The organism is Paraburkholderia translucens (assembly GCF_020881035.1).
GTDB lineage: Bacteria > Pseudomonadota > Gammaproteobacteria > Burkholderiales > Burkholderiaceae > Paraburkholderia > Paraburkholderia translucens.
The window spans coordinates 382131-398790 of sequence record NZ_JAJITC010000003.1; the positions used below are offsets into that span (position 1 = coordinate 382131).

General features: G+C 65.1%; 16 protein-coding genes. 6 read left to right on the plus strand and 10 right to left on the minus strand.

The genetic code is table 11. From position 1 onward, the window contains the following. Positions 1 to 355: 355 nt before the first annotated feature. From LJ655_RS07310 to LJ655_RS07350, 9 genes are all read right to left on the minus strand, one after another. Positions 356 to 817, minus strand: coding sequence for a peroxiredoxin (locus tag LJ655_RS07310; RefSeq protein WP_230560580.1), 462 nt, complete (start codon positions 815 to 817; stop codon positions 356 to 358). A gap of 184 nt (positions 818 to 1001) precedes the next feature. After that, positions 1002 to 1895, minus strand: a complete 894-nt coding sequence (locus LJ655_RS07315; RefSeq protein WP_230560581.1) for a polysaccharide deacetylase family protein — start codon at positions 1893 to 1895, stop codon at positions 1002 to 1004. Positions 1896 to 1905: 10 nt separating this feature from the next. Further along, positions 1906 to 2952 (minus strand): bifunctional UDP-4-keto-pentose/UDP-xylose synthase, encoded by a 1047-nt coding sequence (locus LJ655_RS07320; protein WP_230560582.1) that lies wholly within the window; start codon positions 2950 to 2952, stop codon positions 1906 to 1908. Next, complete coding sequence (locus LJ655_RS07325) at positions 2949 to 3878, minus strand: formyltransferase (RefSeq protein ID WP_230560583.1); 930 nt, start codon at positions 3876 to 3878, stop codon at positions 2949 to 2951. The genes LJ655_RS07320 and LJ655_RS07325 overlap by 4 nt, the downstream gene beginning before the upstream one ends. Beyond that, complete coding sequence (locus LJ655_RS07330; protein WP_230560584.1) at positions 3875 to 4918, minus strand: glycosyltransferase; 1044 nt, start codon at positions 4916 to 4918, stop codon at positions 3875 to 3877. Before LJ655_RS07330 ends, LJ655_RS07325 begins: the two co-directional genes overlap by 4 nt. Positions 4919 to 4924: 6 nt before the next feature. After that, positions 4925 to 6076, minus strand: a complete 1152-nt coding sequence (locus LJ655_RS07335; protein WP_230560585.1) for a DegT/DnrJ/EryC1/StrS family aminotransferase — start codon at positions 6074 to 6076, stop codon at positions 4925 to 4927. Between the two features lie 174 nt (positions 6077 to 6250). After that, complete coding sequence (locus LJ655_RS07340; protein WP_230560586.1) at positions 6251 to 6622, minus strand: SMR family transporter; 372 nt, start codon at positions 6620 to 6622, stop codon at positions 6251 to 6253. A gap of 24 nt (positions 6623 to 6646) precedes the next feature. Next, complete coding sequence (locus tag LJ655_RS07345; RefSeq protein WP_230560587.1) at positions 6647 to 8392, minus strand: glycosyltransferase family 39 protein; 1746 nt, start codon at positions 8390 to 8392, stop codon at positions 6647 to 6649. A 78-nt stretch (positions 8393 to 8470) separates the two neighbouring features. Then, complete coding sequence (locus LJ655_RS07350) at positions 8471 to 8845, minus strand: Mth938-like domain-containing protein (RefSeq protein ID WP_230560588.1); 375 nt, start codon at positions 8843 to 8845, stop codon at positions 8471 to 8473. Positions 8846 to 9300: 455 nt separating this feature from the next. Here LJ655_RS07350 and LJ655_RS07355 point away from each other — a divergent pair, with 455 nt between their 5' ends. From LJ655_RS07355 to LJ655_RS07380, 6 genes are all read left to right on the plus strand, one after another. Beyond that, positions 9301 to 10548 (plus strand): pyridoxal phosphate-dependent aminotransferase, encoded by a 1248-nt coding sequence (locus LJ655_RS07355; RefSeq protein WP_329959688.1) that lies wholly within the window; start codon positions 9301 to 9303, stop codon positions 10546 to 10548. A 94-nt stretch (positions 10549 to 10642) separates the two neighbouring features. After that, positions 10643 to 11974, plus strand: coding sequence for a homoserine dehydrogenase (locus LJ655_RS07360; RefSeq protein WP_230560590.1), 1332 nt, complete (start codon positions 10643 to 10645; stop codon positions 11972 to 11974). An 8-nt stretch (positions 11975 to 11982) separates the two neighbouring features. Then, the gene (gene thrC / locus LJ655_RS07365; protein ID WP_230560591.1) at positions 11983 to 13434 is read left to right on the plus strand and encodes a threonine synthase; all 1452 of its coding nucleotides are present in this window, start codon (positions 11983 to 11985) and stop codon (positions 13432 to 13434) included. 250 nt (positions 13435 to 13684) lie between these two features. Further along, positions 13685 to 14902 carry a molybdopterin molybdotransferase MoeA gene (locus tag LJ655_RS07370; protein WP_230560690.1) on the plus strand — a complete coding sequence of 406 codons (1218 nt, stop codon included), beginning with the start codon at positions 13685 to 13687 and terminating at the stop codon, positions 14900 to 14902. A 34-nt stretch (positions 14903 to 14936) separates the two neighbouring features. Beyond that, on the plus strand, positions 14937 to 15194 hold the full coding sequence (gene moaD / locus LJ655_RS07375) for a molybdopterin converting factor subunit 1 (RefSeq protein ID WP_230560592.1): 258 nt from the start codon (positions 14937 to 14939) through the stop codon (positions 15192 to 15194). 50 nt (positions 15195 to 15244) lie between these two features. Then, a complete protein-coding gene (locus LJ655_RS07380; RefSeq protein WP_230560593.1) occupies positions 15245 to 15721 on the plus strand; it encodes a molybdenum cofactor biosynthesis protein MoaE in 477 nt (158 codons plus the stop codon). Between the two features lie 76 nt (positions 15722 to 15797). Here the strand turns inward: LJ655_RS07380 and LJ655_RS07385 are convergent, their stop codons facing one another. Beyond that, positions 15798 to 16343: a group III truncated hemoglobin gene (locus tag LJ655_RS07385; RefSeq protein ID WP_230560594.1), complete on the minus strand. Its 546-nt coding sequence runs from the start codon at positions 16341 to 16343 to the stop codon at positions 15798 to 15800. Positions 16344 to 16660 lie beyond the last annotated feature (317 nt).

Here is a 16660-nt window from a genome sequence, read left to right on the forward strand (position 1 = left end):
GGTTTCCCTCGAAATGATCGGGTCACATATCGTGCGCCGCCCGTCGCATTCTGCCGATGCCCTCACGGAGCACCCAGTTTGCGCGAGGAGGCGCGCATTCGGTCTAGAGATGCCGGTTCGCCTGGTCTTCGATAGGCTCCTTGACGGAAGCGCGCGGCCCGATGAACGGACGGTCGCGCGCAATTAAAAAAGCCGCCGCCCGGGTATTCGGGGCAAGCGGCTCGACGATGATGTTCTCGTTGCGCCTCACGTTCCGAACGGCACCGGTGGATCCGGACGAGCGGCCGTCAGAGCTGGCGCAGCGGAGAGAAATGTGGGGTGGACTGGCACTCATTGCGGCCCAATATAACGCGCCTCAAAGCGCTTGTACAGCCTCCAGAATATCGTCGACGTGGCCCGGTACTTTCACGCCGCGCCACTCCTGGCGCAGCACGCCATCGGCGTCGATGAGGAACGTGGAGCGCTCGATTCCCCGTACCTCTTTGCCATACATTTTCTTCATTTTGATGACGGCGAACAGCGCGCAAAGCGCTTCTTCCGGATCCGAAATCAGCGGGAAGGGCAGTTCGAGCTTGGCCTTGAAGTTCTCATGCGAGCGCAGGCTGTCGCGCGACACGCCGATCACTTCAGCGCCGGCCTTCCTGAACTTCGGATACAGATCGCGGAACTGCAGCCCTTCGGTCGTGCATCCCGGCGTATTGTCCTTCGGATAAAAATACAGCACCACCTTCTTGCCCCGCAGCTTGGACAGCGTGATCTCGCCGCCCGTCGCGGCGGCGGTGAAGTCGGGGACGGGTTGGTCGACTGCAATGGACACGAGGTTCTCCGGTTGTTGGGGCCGGCGTCGCCAGGTGTCGCGACGTCGGCCGGAATGTCGTCGAGGTGGCTGTCGTGCGGGACACGGACGGAGCGCGGTGACTGACTGGTTTTCGCGCCATTGCCCGAGCGTCCGACCCAGTAGCAAGCGGCGTGCTTTCTGACGATGCCCGCGCCGCCGCCCTTCAGGGCTGGACGATCAGCTCGCCGGAACGCCCCGGAATTTCACCCCACGTAACAGGGTACGATGGCAGCGTGTCGCGGTCTAGCGTGGCGTAGTAATCGCCCATCGTCGCGAAAGTGTGGCCCTGCGCGCGCCAGCCTTCGAGCAGTTGTTCGAACACCGGCGCGAGCTTCTGTCCTTCGAGTTCCGCGTGCAGCGTGAACACCTGGTCATGCGGGTTTTTTTCCGTCTGCCGGAGCATCCACGCGGCGACATTGTGCGTGCCGACACCGTCGACGCCGAGCACTTCGTCGAGCGTGGGCAGCGTGGTCGGCATTTGCACGTGCCTGAGCGTTTTGCCGTTCACCACCGGCAGATACGGCGAGTGGCCGCGGCCGTCGGACGCATAGCGCATGCCCCACGCGTCGATCTGCTCGAAGGCGTGGCCGTTCATCTGCCAGCCCGCTGCGCCGTGCGTGATGGGCGGCGCGCCGAAGATTTCGATGAAGCGCGCGTGACTCTGCTGCATCTGCTCGACGGTCCACGCGCGATCTTTGGCGCGCACATTGTCCTGCCAGTACACGTGATCCCACGTGTGGATGCCGCACTCGAAGCCGGCTTCGTGGATCGCGCGCATCTCGGCTGCGGCCTTCGCGCCGATGTCCGGGCCGGGCAGCAGCACGCCGTACATCAGTTGCCTGACGCCGTAATGCTCGACCACCGACGTGCGCGACACCTTCTTCAGAAAGCCCGGCCGGAACACGCGGCGGATCGCCCAGCCGGTGTGGTCGGGGCCGAGGCTGAAGAGGAAGGTGGCGCGTGCCTTGAAGCGGTCGAAGATACGCGCGAGATTCGGCACGCCTTCGCGGGTGCCGCGCAGCGTGTCGACGTCGATCTTCAGGACGATACGAGCCAAGGCTCCGCCCTTATTGCTGTTCGACGAGTGCGCGGGCTTCCGCGACGTGGCCGCGATACGCTTCGAAAATCTTGCGCAGCGCTTCGTCGAAGGTCGACGTGGGTGCCCAGCCGAGTTCCTGCTTCGTGTTGTCGATCTTCGGCACGCGGTTCTGCACGTCCTGATAGCCGTTGCCGTAGTACGCGCCCGACGACGTTTCGACCAGTTGCACCTTCTTCGCCGATTCCGCGTATTCGGGGAATTCGGCCGCGAGCGCCAGCATCTTGTGCGCGAGTTCCCGCACCGAGAAGTTGTTGGTCGGGTTGCCGATGTTGTAGATCTTGCCGGTGGCGACGCCGTTCCTGTTCTCGATGATCTTCATCAGCGCGCTGATGCCGTCGTCGATGTCGGTGAACGCGCGCTTCTGCGCGCCGCCGTCGACGAGGCTGATGTTCTCGCCGCGCACGATATGGCCAAGGAACTGCGTGACTACGCGCGAGCTACCTTCCTTCGGCGTGTAGATCGAGTCGAGGCCCGGGCCGATCCAGTTGAACGGACGGAACAGCGTGAAGTTCAGGCCTTCCATGCCATAGCCCCAGATCACGCGGTCCATCAACTGCTTCGAGCACGCGTAGATCCAGCGCGGCTTGTTGATCGGGCCGTATGACAGTTGCGACTCTTCCGGATCGAACTGCTCGTCCGTGCACATGCCGTAGACCTCGGAGGTCGACGGAAACACGAGGTGCTTGCCGTACTTGACGGCCGAACGCACGATCGGCAGGTTCGCCTCGAAGTCGAGTTCGAACACGCGCAGCGGCTGCTTCACGTAGGTGGCGGGCGTGGCGATCGCAACGAGCGGCAGGATCACATCGCATTTGCGGATGTGATATTCGACCCACTCCTTGTTGATCGTGATGTCGCCTTCGAAAAAGTGCATCCGCTCATGATTGACGAGGTCACCGAGACGTTCGGTCTGCATGTCCATCCCGAACACTTCCCAGTCGGTCGTTTCGAGAATGCGTTTGGACAGGTGATGGCCGATGAAGCCATTCACACCCAGAATCAGGACTTTTTTCATGAATGAGATTGGATGAGCTGGGCGAATTCCGCCGGACTGACGGCAGTCTCGCCGCCGTCGTGCTGGTGCCGCAATTCGTGGATGGTGATGGTGCGGCCGTCGCCGCAAATCGCGAAAACGGCATTATCGCTTACGTGCAGGCCCGGGGGCAAATCCGAGCGGAGCGCGCCGGGCGCCGCGAGCCGCGCGCGCGCGACGATGAAGCGCCGGCCGTCAACATCCGTGAACGCGCCCGGATACGGCGGCGCGACCGCGCGGATCAGGTTGTAGACCTGCTGCGCGGGCTGGTTCCAGTCGATGCGGCCGTCTTCCGGCTTGCGCCCGCCGTAGTAGCTGCCGTGAGCGAGATCGTTCGGCAGATGCGGCGCCTCGCCTGCGAGCAGCGCCGGCAGCACGCGCCAGAGCGTCTGCTCGGCGGCGACGGTAACCTTGTCGAAGACCTGCGCGGCGGTGTCGTCGGGCAGGATCGGCACCGGGGTTTGCGCGATGATTGCCCCCGCGTCGGGCTTCGCGGCCATTTCGTGCAGCGTCGCGCCGGTTTCGCTCTCGCCGTTGAGCACCGCCCAGTTGGTCGGCACGCGGCCGCGATACTTCGGCAGCAGCGAACCGTGCATGTTGTAAGCGCCCCGTGCGGCAATCGCGAGCAGGTCGAGCGGCAACATGTGGCGGTAGTAGAACGAGAAGATGAAGTCCGGCCGCGCGGCGCTCACCGCGGCGCGCAGTTCCGGGCTCTTCGGATCGGCCGGCGTGACCACGGCGATACCATGCTCGGCCGCCACCGATGCGACGCTGCCGAACCAGATGTTCTCGCTCGGGTTGTCTTCGTGCGTGACGACGAGCGCCACGTCGACGCCGCGCGCGAGCAGCACCTGCAGGCAGCGCACCCCGACGTTGTGATACGCGAATACGACGGCGCGCGGCTTCATGGATTGCGGCCCTGATCGGCGACCGGCACCGGCTGCACACGAGGCGTGACGCTCTCACGCGGCGCTTCGGCGATGGCCGCGCTGTCCTGCTCTTCGAGAATGGTCTGCACGAGGTAACGCGGCCGCGCGCGCACCTGCTGATAGATCCGGCCGATGTACTCACCGAGCAGGCCGAGCGCGAAGATGATCACGCCGAGCAGGAAGAACGTGATGGCGAACAGCGTGAACACACCTTGCACTTCCGCGCCGATGATGAAGCGGCGAATCAGCAGCAGGACGAACAGCGCCGCGGACCCCAGCGACAGGATCACGCCGATGAACGACAGCCATTGCAGCGGCACGACCGAGAAGCCGGTGACGAGGTCGAAGTTCAGACGGATCAGCGAGTACAGCGAGTACTTCGATTCGCCGGCGAAGCGTTCTTCGTGCGCGACCTCGATTTCCACGGGGTTCTGCGCGAACGTGTACGCGAGCGCCGGAATGAACGTGTTGATTTCGCCGCAGCGGTTGATCGTATCGATGATGTGGCGGCTGTACGCGCGCAGCATGCAGCCCTGGTCGGTCATCTTGATGCGCGTGATGCGCTCGCGCAGCTGATTCATCGCGCGCGACGCCTTGCGGCGCCACAAGCTGTCCTGGCGCTGCCGACGGATCGTGCCGACGTAGTCGAAGCCGTCGCGCATCTTGGCGACGAGCTTGCCGATTTCCTCGGGCGGATTCTGCAGGTCGGCGTCGAGCGTGATCACGATGTCGCCGCGCGATTGCTCGAAGCCCGCGAGGATCGCCATGTGCTGGCCGTAGTTGCCGTTCAGCAGGATCACGCGCGTCGTGTCGGGGCGCAGCCGGAACTGCCCGGCGAGCAGCGCGGCGGATTTGTCACGGCTGCCGTCGTTGATGAAGATCACTTCATAACCGGTGCCGAGCGCGTCGAGCGCCGGATAAAGGCGCGCGAACAGCGCGGCCAGCCCGGCTTCCTCGTTGTACACCGGAATGATGATCGACACTTCCGGCGCGACGGCGCGATGTTGCGAATAAGTCATGTCCGCTTACTTTCCGTAGTGTTCGCAAATTTCGTTGACCGCACGGCACACCCGCTCGACGTCGCCTTCGTTCATCAGCGTGAAGAGCGGCAGCGTGACGGTGGAGGCGCCGAAGCGCTCCGCGTGCGGGAACATGCCTTCCTTGAAGCCGCGCGCGCGGTACAAGGAAAACAGGTGCAGCGCAGGGTAGTGCACGCCCGAGCCGATGCCGCGTTCTTTCAGCTCGCCCATGAAGCCGGCGCGATCGATCGACAGCTTTTCGAGCGGCAGCGTGATCTGGAACATGTGCCAGTTGCTGTTTTCGAAGTCGGCGAACGGCAGGCCGACGCCGAGCTTGACGGCCGCGCCGCCTTCGAACTGCGAGAAATACGCGCGTGCGAGCTTTTTGCGCTGCGCGATGAAGCGCGCGAGATGCGGCAGCTGGCCGAGGCCGACGCGCGCGGCGACGTCGGTCAGATTGTATTTGCCGCCGAGCACGTCGCAGTCCATGCCGTCGAAGCCGGTGCGCGTGATGCCCTGCAGGCGGTACTTCTGCGCGAGCACCGCTTCCTCTTCGTTGTTCAGCACGAGCGCGCCGCCTTCGATCGAGGTCAGGTTCTTGTTCGCGTGGAAGCTGAACGACACGATGTCGCCGAGCTTGCCGATGCGCTCGCCCCTCCAGGTGGAGCCGAACGCCTGCGCGGCGTCTTCGATCACGCGCAGCTTGTGCGCGCGGGCGATCGCGTACAGACGGTCCATGTCGACCGGCAGGCCGGACAGGAACACCGGCATCAATGCCTTGGTGCGCGGCGTGATCGCTTTTTCGAGCAGGTCGAGATCGATGTTGCGCGTGACCGGGTCGATGTCCGCGAACACCGGCGTCGCGCCCGTTTCGAGGATCACGTTGCTGGTCGCAACCCAGGTGGACGGCGTCGTGATGACTTCGTCGCCGGGACCGACGCCGGCGATGCGCAGGCCGATTTCGAGCGTCGCGGTGCCGGAATTGAAGGTGCGCACCGGACGGCCGCCGCAGAACTCGGAGAGCGCGGCTTCGAACTTCTGGTTCTGCGGGCCGGTGGTGATCCAGCCGGAACGCAGCACGTCGGCGACGCCCTGGATCGTTTCCTCATCGATCTCGGGTTTGACAAACGGCAAAAACGGGTCTTTTGACTGGCTCATGAATCCATCGCTCGATTGAAAGGGGTGCGGCCCGACGGGCGCGAAGTAAACCACAAACTACGCGCAAACCCAAGGCCGCGGCCGAAAAAACGCAACCGGTCAGGTTACCGCGGCTAACCTTACGTCAGGCTTAGGCGGCTCGTGCTCCGCCCGGGTTCCTGCGCGGTGCGGCGCCTAGCTGCGCGCGAGCACGACCACGCCGACGAGGATGATGCCGATGCCGACCAGCTTCTGCACCGACATCACTTCGCCGAACAGATACCACGCGGCGATCGCGTTGACGACGTAGCCGAGCGACAGCATCGGATAGGCGATCGACACATCCACGCGCGACAGACCGATGATCCACACCGCCACGCTGATCACGTAGCAGGCGAGCCCGCCGATGATCGGCGGCTGGGTTGCCAGCTTGAAGCCGATGGGCAGGATGTTCGCACGGGAGAATTCGAAGTGTCCAACGGCATTCGTGCCGGCTTTGAGCAACAGTTGCGCGCCGGCATTCAGCGTGACGCCGGCGAGGATACAGAAGAGGGAAATCGGGTTCATCGAACGGTATGGTTCTCGAAAGGGTTATGGCTTGGTCGCGGGCGTGGAGGCGTCGGCCGGAGCCGCATCGGCGAGCGGCTTCATGACCACCACGCGACGCGGGTCGCGCGCGATCACCTGCATCGGCACGCCTTGTTTCACCAGACGGTCGTAGGTCGGCGGCGGGATCAACGCGAGCGCATAGCGTTCGGTGTTCCAGCGCTCGATCCATGCGTCCATCGTCGGTACCCATTTTTGCGGCTCGACGGAGACGCCGAACGCAAGCTCGTCCGGGTGCGCGACCATGATCATCGTGTGGCCGATGTAGAACGGCAGCGTATGGTCGAGCACGCCGACCGAGTAGAACGGCGTGTCGGGCGGCAGTTTCGCGAGCTCGGCCTTGATCGCGGGCGCGAGAGGGGCGCCGGAGCTCACGCGCCCGAACACGTCGTGGCCGGTGCCCGCAATCGTGCCGAGCAGCAGCCAGCCCGCGCCGAACGCGGCGAGGCTGCCCAGACCGATCCGGGCATGGGGGCTCGAGCCGCCCTTGCCGTGGCGGTTCAGCCACAGCGCGAACAGCGTGAGCACGAGAGCGACGGCCAGCGCGGCGAGCACCCACCCCCGGAACGCGGCGTACAGCTCGGCCGGATTACGCTCGGAGCCGAAACGCGGCAGGAAAAGCGCCACGAACGCGGCGGCCACGAAAAACAGCGCATATCCCGCCAGATGCCGGCGCCACTGCTCGCGCGTGACGAGCGGCAGGTACAGGCCGATCAGCATCGCGATCGGCGGCGCGATCGGCAGCGTGTAGGACAGCAGTTTCGAGTGCGAGGCGCTGAAGAAGAGGAAGATGAAGACGATCCACGTAAGCATCAGCGTGACCGGCGCGAAGCCGTTCGGCTGGCGCGGCTGGCGCCACGCGTGGCGCATGCTTTGCACGGTCACCGACAGCCACGGCAGGAAGCCCAACAGCAACACCGGCACGAAGTAGTAGAACGCGCCGGGGCGATTCTGCTCGGGCGTCAGATAGCGCTTGAACTGCTGGACGATGAAGAAGAAGTTCAGGAATTCCGGGTTGCGTTGCTGCACGAGCACGAACCACGGGGTCACGATCGCGAAAAAGATGATCAGACCGCTCACCAGATGCAGGCGTTTCCAGAGCGCCCAGTCGCGCGCGATCAGCGTGTAGAGCACGAGCACCGCGCCCGGCAGGATCAGCCCGACGAGGCCCTTGGACAGGACGGCCAGCGCCATCGACGCCCAGCACACCCACATCCAGCCGCGCACGCACGGAGGCCGCAGGCTGGGGCGCTGCGCGAGCAGCAGCGAGCACAGCGTGAGCGCCATCCAGAACGACAGGCCCATGTCGAGCGTGTTGAAGTGGCCCATCAGGTTCCAGTACGGCGAGCAGGCGAGCACGAGCGCCGCGAACACCCCGGTTGCCGCATTGAATACGCGCGCGCCGGTGAAGCCGATCAGCAGCACGCCGGCGAAGCCCGTCAGCGCGGTGTAAAGGCGTGCCTGCCATTCGCCGATGCCGAACCATGCGAACGTCAGGGCATTCGCCCAGGTTTGCAGCGGCGGCTTCTCGAAATACTTGTAGGCGTTGTAGCGCGGCGTGATCCAGTCGCCGGTCAGGAACATTTCGCGCGCCATTTCAGCGTAGCGGCCTTCGTCGCTCGGCAGCAGATGGCGCCAGCCGAGCGGCACGAACCAGATCACGGCGAGAACCAGCACCAGCAACAGGATCGCGGTGCGATTGAGCGGTAGCCTCGAGGGCGTATCGTTCATGAATTTCAACCTTTTTTTATCGGCTGCGCGCGCACGGGCGCGGCGCTGGGTTCCGGCACGGCGGGGCGCCCGACGCGCTCAGGCTTCGATCAGCAACGCGGCCGCGACCTTGCGGCCCTCGGCCATCAGAATGTTGTAAGTACGGCAGGCGGCCTTGAAGTCCATCGTTTCGACGCCGATGCGTTTCGCGGTGAGCGCGGCGGTCAGGCGCGGATGCGGAAAGCGCAGCCGCTCGCCACTGCCGAACACGACCACTTCGGGCGCGGCGTCGACCAGCATCGCGAAATGCTCGGCGCTCAGCTGCTCGAACGACGAGACGGGCCAGGGAATGACCGGCGCGTCCGGCAGCACGAGAAGGCTGCCCGCGTGACGCACCAGATTGATTTCGACGTAGTCGGCGCCGTAGCCGGTGACGGTATTCAGCGCGCCGCTGGAATCCTGATGTAATTTCAAATTGGTTTTCCGAAGTCGTCGTGAGACGTCATGCGTGTTGCTGGCCTGGCGGCACGTCGCACAGGCCGTGCGGTCCGACGCGTGTGACACACGAGAAGGCCGAAAAGGCTTGCCGTTGCGGGTGGTGCATTGCGGAAGTCGGCCAAAATCCGCTAAATTATAACTTTTTAGCCGCCTTGCGGCGCCCCCCGCTCAAGTGCCGCCACAAGCCGCGCTGGGCGCATCGGCGTGGCCCATCAGCTACCTGTGTTGGCATCGCCCGCTTTTACTGCGATTTTTCCCGCGCCCGAGCCCGGAAAGCCGCGGCGGTTCGACAGTTCGACCCATTCGCGGCTGGCCGCCGTCGCCGGCGCCGCCGCATGCGAATTCCCCGTAGCGGTGAATCTGAGCGGCCCGGCGTCGTCAGCCGGGCTCCCGTTTGCCCAAGGTTTGCCCCAGCCATCAACCAGGATGAAGTGCCCGCCGTGAAACCGATTCTCAAATCCAACAAATTGTTGAATGTCTGCTACGACATTCGCGGGCCTGTCCTCGAACATGCGAAGCGGCTCGAAGAAGAGGGCCACCGCATCATCAAGCTGAACATCGGCAATCTGGCGCCGTTCGGCTTCGAGGCGCCGGACGAGATCATTCAGGACATGATCCTGAACCTGCCGGGCTCGTCAGGCTACTCCGATTCGAAGGGCGTGTTCGCCGCGCGCAAGGCGATCATGCATTACACGCAGCAAAAGGGCGTGCACGGCGTCGAACTCGACGACATCTACATCGGCAACGGCGCCTCCGAGCTGATCGTGATGGCGCTGCAGGGCCTCGTCAACGACGGCGACGAGGTGCTGCTGCCGGCGCCCGATTACCCGCTGTGGACCGCCGGCGTGAGCCTCGCGGGCGGCACGCCAGTGCACTACATCTGCGACGAATCGAATAGCTGGATGCCCGATCTCGACGACATCCGCGCGAAAATCACGCCGAACACGCGCGCGCTCGTGGTCATCAACCCCAACAACCCGACCGGCGCGCTGTATTCGGACGAACTGCTGCTTGGCCTGATCGAGATCGCGCGCCAGCACGGCCTCGTGATTTTCGCCGACGAGGTCTACGACAAGATCGTCTACGACGGCAAGACGCACACCTCGATGGCGTCGCTGTCCGAAGACGTGCTGACCGTCACGTTCAACAGCCTGTCGAAGAGCTACCGCTCGTGCGGCTATCGCGCCGGCTGGATGGCGATCTCGGGTCTGACCGGCGAGAACCGCCGGCTCGCGAAAGACTATCTGGAAGGGCTTGGCATCCTCGCGTCGATGCGGCTGTGCCCGAACGTGCCCGGCCAGTACGCGATCCAGACCGCGCTCGGCGGCTATCAGAGCATCAACGACCTGATCGTGCCGGGCGGCCGCCTCTACAAGCAGCGCGAGCTCGCCTATGAGATGCTGACGGCGATCCCCGGCGTGAGCTGCGTGAAGCCCGAAGCGGCCCTGTACATGTTCCCGCGCCTCGATCCGAAGGTGTATCCGATCCAGAACGACCAGCAGTTCATCCTCGACCTGCTGCTCGAAGAGCGCGTGCTGCTCGTGCAGGGCACCGGCTTCAACTGGAAGACGCCGGATCACTTCCGCGTCGTGTTCCTGCCGAACGTCGACGACCTCGCGGATTCGATCCACCGGATCGCGCGTTTCCTCGAAGGCTACCGCAAACGTCATACGGGCTGAGCCAGGCTCGCGTACGATGTGGCGCGCGAAGCTCGCACATGAGGCGCGCCACGCCCGACACCCTTTTCAAACCTCTACTAGAAACACACGCTGCATGGAACCGATCAAAGTTGGACTGCTGGGCTTCGGCACGGTAGGCAGCGGCACCTTCACGGTACTGCGCCGCAATCAGGAAGAAATCAAACGTCGCGCGGGTCGCGGCATCGAGATTGCGCGCATTGCCGTGCGCAACCCGGCCAAGGCCACCACGGCGCTGGGCGGCGAAGCGGGCAGCGTGGCGCTGACCGACGACTTCAACGCGGTCGTCGACGATCCGTCGATCGCGATCGTCGCGGAAATGATCGGCGGCACCGGCATCGCGCGCGACCTCGTGCTGCGCGCGATCAAAAACGGCAAGCACGTGGTCACGGCCAACAAGGCGCTGCTGGCGGTGCACGGCACGGAGATCTTCGAAGCGGCGCGCGCGAACGGCGTGATGGTCGCGTTCGAGGCGGCGGTGGCGGGCGGCATTCCGATCATCAAGGCGCTGCGCGAGGGCCTGACCGCGAACCGCATCCAGTACATCGCGGGCATCATCAACGGCACGACCAATTACATCCTGTCGGAGATGCGCGACCGCGGGCTCGATTTCGCGACTGCGCTGAAAGCCGCACAGGAGCTCGGCTACGCGGAAGCGGACCCGACCTTCGACATCGAGGGCGTCGACGCCGCGCACAAGGCGACGATCATGAGCGCGATCGCGTTCGGCGTGCCGGTGCAGTTCGACCGCGCGTACGTCGAGGGCATCAGCAAGCTCGCCGCGATCGACATCAAATACGCCGAGGAACTCGGCTACCGTATCAAGCTGCTCGGCATCACGCGCCGCACCGACCAGGGCATCGAGCTGCGCGTGCACCCGACGCTGATTCCCGAAAAGCGCCTGCTTGCCAATGTGGAAGGCGCGATGAATGCGGTCGTCGTGCATGGCGACGCGGTCGGTGCGACGCTGTATTACGGCAAGGGCGCGGGCGCGGAGCCGACGGCGTCCGCCGTGGTGGCCGATCTGGTCGACGTGACGCGCCTGCACACGGCCGACCCCGAACACCGCGTGCCGCATCTGGCGTTCCAGCCGGACAGCCTGTCGAACACGCCGATCCTGCCGATCGACGAAGTGACGAGCGGCTACTACCTGCGCCTGCGCGTCGCGGACGTGACCGGCGTGCTTGCCGATATCACGCGCATCCTCGCCGACAGCGGCATCTCGATCGATGCGCTGCTGCAGAAGGAATCGGAGCAGGTCGACTCCAACGGCAAGGGCGAAACCGACATCATCCTGATCACGCACGTCACGGTCGAAAAGCAGGTCAACGCCGCGATCAGGTCGATCGAGGCGCTGAAGACCGTCGTCTCGCAAGTCACGAAGCTGCGCATGGAAGCGCTGAACTAGGCCGAACTATGAACTACCTCTCCACGCGCGGCGCCGGAGCCGGCGAGCGCCATACCTTCTCCGACATCCTGCTCGGCGGTCTCGCGAAAGACGGCGGCCTGTACCTGCCGGCGGAATATCCGCGCGTCACGGCGGACGAACTCACGCGCTGGCGCGCGCTGCCGTACGCGGATCTCGCGTTCGAGATCCTGTCTAAGTTCTGCGACGACATCCCCGCGGACGACCTCCGCGCGCTGACGCGCAAAACCTACACGGCCGCGACCTACTGCAACGTGCGCGACGACGAAAGCGCCGCGCAGATCACGCCGCTGAAGACGCTCGGCGTCGAAGACGGCGCGCCGCTCGCGCTGCTGGAGCTGTCGAACGGGCCGACGCTCGCGTTCAAGGACATGGCGATGCAACTGATCGGCAACCTGTTCGAGTACGCGCTCGCCAAGCACGGTGAAACGCTGAACATTCTCGGCGCGACGTCGGGCGACACCGGCAGCGCCGCTGAATACGCGATGCGCGGCAAGCAGGGCATCCGCGTATTCATGCTGTCGCCGCACAAAAAGATGAGCGCGTTCCAGACCGCGCAGATGTACAGCCTGCAAGATCCGAACATCTTCAATCTCGCGGTGCAAGGCGTGTTCGACGACGCGCAGGACATCGTGAAGGCGGTGTCGAACGATCACGCGTTCAAGGCGAAGTACAAGATCGGCACGGTCAATTCGATCAACTGGGCGCGCGTCGTCGCGCAGGTCGTCTACTACTTCAAGGGCTACTTTGCCGCGACGAAGTCGAACGACGAGCGTGTGTCGTTCACGGTGCCGTCGGGCAACTTCGGCAACGTGTGCGCGGGACATATCGCGCGCATGATGGGGCTGCCGATCGAGAAGCTCGTCGTCGCGACCAACGAAAACGACGTGCTCGACGAGTTCTTCCGCACCGGCATCTACCGCGTGCGCAAGGCGGCCGAGACATATCACACCAGCAGCCCGAGCATGGACATCTCGAAGGCATCGAACTTCGAGCGCTTCGTGTACGACCTGCTCGGCCGCGATCCGGCGCGCGTGCTGCAACTGTTCCGCGACGTCGAGGAAAAGGGCGGTTTCGACCTCGCGGCAAGCGGCGACTTCGCGCGTGTGAGGGAGTTCGGTTTCGTGTCGGGCAGCAGCAGTCACGACACCCGCGTCGAGACGATCCGCGACGTGTTCCAGCGTTACGACACGATGATCGACACCCACACGGCCGACGGTGTGAAGGTCGCGCGCGAGCATCTGCAGCCGGGCGTTCCGATGATCGTTCTGGAGACCGCGCAGCCGATCAAGTTCGGCGAGACGATCCGCGAGGCGCTGCTGCGCGAACCGGAGCGGCCGGCGGCGTTCTCGGGGCTCGAGTCGCTGCCCCAGCGCTTCGAGGTCGTACCCGCGGATGCGCAGCGGGTGAAGGATTTCATCGTCGCGAATACCGGCGAATAAGGGCGGCCCGGCCGCGTGAGCCGCTCGACGGCCCACGCGGCATCGCGTGCTGCGGCATCGTTTCACGTTGATCGGCGCCCGTACCCGCGGCGCGAAAATCGCTGGCCGCACCCCTGCGGCCAGGCATCAAGAAACACAAAATGCTCCCCCTCACGCCCAGCCGCCCAGGCTGACGGCATCGGCCGCTACAATAGTCCTTTAACCTGCGGCTTCGATACTTCCGATGTCCACCCCCACGCCCCGTGCTCCGATGCTCGCCACTGCCGATGCACTAGCGATCCTGCTCGACGCCGCGCGCCCGATCGACGGTATCGAAACGCTGCCGACGCTCGCCGCGCTCAATCGCGTGCTCGCCGCCGAGGTCACGTCGCCGCTCGACGTGCCGCCGATGAACACGAGCGCGATGGACGGCTATGCAGTCCGCATTGCCGACCTCTCGCACGGCAGCCGCCTGCCGGTCTCGCAACGCATTCCGGCCGGTCATGCGCCTCGCCCGCTCGCGCCCGGCAGCGCGGCGCGCATCTTCACCGGCGCGACGGTGCCCGCCGGCGCCGACGCGGTCGTGATGCAGGAGCAAACCGAGGCAGCCGGCGACGAAGTCACGATCGTGCATCGTCCGCAGGCCGGCGAGTGGATTACCGCGCAGGGCGCCGATATTCACGCGGGCTCGGTGATCCTGCCGGCTGGCACGCGGCTGACGCCGCAGGCGTTGGGACTTGCCGCGTCGGTCGGGTGTGCGCAACTCGAGGTGCGCCGGCGCGTCAAGGTCGCCGTGTTTTTCACCGGCGACGAACTGACGATGCCCGGCGAGCCGCTGAAACCCGGCGCGATCTACAACTCGAATCGCTTCACGCTGCGCGGACTGCTCGAGAAGCTCGGTTGCGAAGTCACCGACTACGGCATCGTCGCCGATCAACTCGACGCGACCCGCGCGACGTTGCGCGAAGCCGCCCAGGCACATGATCTGATCCTGACTTGCGGCGGCGTGTCGGTCGGCGAGGAGGATCACGTGAAGCCGGCGGTCGAGGCCGAAGGGCGCCTGTCGATGTGGCAGATCGCGATGAAGCCGGGCAAGCCGCTTGCGTTCGGCGCGGTGCGCCGCGGTGCGCGCGAAGATCAGGCGGCCGAAACGTTCTTCATTGGCCTGCCGGGCAATCCGGTGTCGAGTTTCGTGACGTTCCTGCTGTTCGTGCGGCCGTTCGTGCTGCGTCTGGCCGGGATGCAGGCGGTCGCGCCGCGCGCGCTGTCGCTGCGCGCGGACTTCACTCAGGGCAAGGCCGATCGCCGCAACGAGTTCCTGCGCGCGCGTGTCAACGCGGCGGGTGGGCTCGACCTGTTTGCGAACCAGAGCTCGGCCGTGTTGACTTCGACCGTCTGGAGCGACGGCCTGATCGACAATCCGCCGAACCACGCGATCAGCGCCGGCGAAACCGTGCGCTTCATTCCGTTTTCCGAACTGTTGAACTGAGGCCGGCTTTGCAGCGCAGACCGGCGGTATCCCGATGAAGATCGAACTCCGATACTTTGCGAGCGTGCGTGAAGCGCTCGGCAGGTCCGACGAAACCGTCGAGGTGCCCGACGGTATTGCGACTGTCGGCGACGTGCGTGCATGGCTGCGCATGCGCGGCGGCATCTGGGCCGAGACGCTCTCCGAAGGCCGCGCGCTGCGCATGGCCTGCAACCACGTGATGACCGACGCGGGCACCCGCATCACCGAAGGCTGCGAAGTCGCGTTCTTTCCGCCCGTCACCGGCGGCTGAGCCGCGCTTACGCACTTCACGCCAGCGATAGAAGCCAACAGGAGTCGCTCATGCCCGTTCGCGTCCAGACCGAAGACTTCGATCTCAATACCGAGGTGGCCGCGCTGCGCGCGCGCAATCCGCGGATTGGCGCGGTGGCGTGCTTCGTCGGCACCGTGCGCGACCTGAACGAGGGCAGCACGGTCGAGACGATGGAGCTCGAGCACTATCCCGGCATGACCGAGAAGTCGCTCGAGGCGATCGTCGAGCGTGCGCGTGCGCGCTGGCCCGGCATCGAGGTGCTGATCGTGCATCGCGTCGGCAAGCTGTATCCGCTCGATCAGATCGTGCTCGTCGCCACGACGGCCGCGCATCGTGGCGACGCGTTTGCGTCGTGCGAATTCGTGATGGACTACCTGAAGACCGAAGCGCCGTTCTGGAAGAAGGAAAAAACCGACGCGGGCGAGCGCTGGGTCGACGCTCGTGTGACCGACGATGCCGCGCTCGCGCGTTGGGGTATCGAGTCGGGAAACCGGAAGGCGGACTAGGCAATTAGCGGCGGGCAGCGGGGCGGCAACGGCTCACGCGGCGTCTGTGCGTCAGGCCGCTGGCGCCGGGCGAGGTTCACTCGTCCCGTGAGCGCCCGATGATCGGCACCGGAAACGGCTCCCCAGCCGGCCGCGAGGCGTGCTCGGCATCGTCGTCGTCGCGCGGCCGACGCTTCGGCGCGACCCGCTCGAGCAGCGCCTGCTGCTCCGGCGGAATCTTGTAATCCCACCCGAAACGGCTCAACTGCAGACTCTGGGCGATTCGCAGCGCCGGCTCCATGAAGCGGACCGCCGCGGCTGGCTGGTAGCGCGATTCGACCGTATCGAGGAACAGGTACAGCCAGCGGCTGAAATGCTGCGGCTCGATGCCCTCGAGCGGCTGATGCGCCTGCTGCACGTTACCGCGATATTGCTTCGCGCCGAGCACGAGGCTGCTCCAGAACGTGCACATCTTCGGCAGATGGTCGTCCCAGCGGCCTTCGAGCTTCGCGTCGAAGACCGGGCCGAGCAGCGGATCGGCGCGCACACGATCGTAAAAACCGTAGACGAGGTCGCGGATATTCGCGTCGGTGGGTTCGGCCGCGCGCTCGACCGGCGGCGCGGCGGGGAAAGACGGATTCATGCGGATTCCAGAAAAAATCGGTTGCCGGTGGTGGCGGGGCGGCGGCGGCTCCGGCGCTTCGGCGTGTGTCGCGGGATAAGCGGCCACGCCCGACGCGAGTGACCCCGGGGCCTCTTCGCTGGGCGCGCGCGAACGGAACGAGGCACCCAACCCCCCGTTTTGGGAGCCAACAAGCGATGCGTAAGAAGTTACTATTGCTATCCGAACCAGCCTGGCAAAGCAACCAGAACACCGACGCCGCCAGCCAGTCATGTTAGGGCGCGGCGCTGGTTCACGGCAACCCTGGCGTCGATGCGGTTATCGGCGGGTTCAAGGCA

Excerpts from the sequence above, each read along its gene's own strand:
- LJ655_RS07340 (WP_230560586.1), bottom strand. The coding sequence starts at position 6,622 with ATGAACCCGATTTCCCTCTTCTGTATCCTCGCCGGCGTCACGCTGAAT.
- moaD (WP_230560592.1), top strand. The coding sequence starts at position 14,937 with ATGAAGATCGAACTCCGATACTTTGCGAGCGTGCGTGAAGCGCTCGGC.
- LJ655_RS07325 (WP_230560583.1), bottom strand. The coding sequence starts at position 3,878 with ATGAAGCCGCGCGCCGTCGTATTCGCGTATCACAACGTCGGGGTGCGC.
- LJ655_RS07335 (WP_230560585.1), bottom strand. The coding sequence starts at position 6,076 with ATGAGCCAGTCAAAAGACCCGTTTTTGCCGTTTGTCAAACCCGAGATC.
- LJ655_RS07370 (WP_230560690.1), top strand. The coding sequence starts at position 13,685 with ATGCTCGCCACTGCCGATGCACTAGCGATCCTGCTCGACGCCGCGCGC.
- LJ655_RS07320 (WP_230560582.1), bottom strand. The coding sequence starts at position 2,952 with ATGAAAAAAGTCCTGATTCTGGGTGTGAATGGCTTCATCGGCCATCAC.
- LJ655_RS07385 (WP_230560594.1), bottom strand. The coding sequence starts at position 16,343 with ATGAATCCGTCTTTCCCCGCCGCGCCGCCGGTCGAGCGCGCGGCCGAA.
- LJ655_RS07330 (WP_230560584.1), bottom strand. The coding sequence starts at position 4,918 with ATGACTTATTCGCAACATCGCGCCGTCGCGCCGGAAGTGTCGATCATC.
- LJ655_RS07360 (WP_230560590.1), top strand. The coding sequence starts at position 10,643 with ATGGAACCGATCAAAGTTGGACTGCTGGGCTTCGGCACGGTAGGCAGC.
- LJ655_RS07380 (WP_230560593.1), top strand. The coding sequence starts at position 15,245 with ATGCCCGTTCGCGTCCAGACCGAAGACTTCGATCTCAATACCGAGGTG.
- LJ655_RS07345 (WP_230560587.1), bottom strand. The coding sequence starts at position 8,392 with ATGAACGATACGCCCTCGAGGCTACCGCTCAATCGCACCGCGATCCTG.
- thrC (WP_230560591.1), top strand. The coding sequence starts at position 11,983 with ATGAACTACCTCTCCACGCGCGGCGCCGGAGCCGGCGAGCGCCATACC.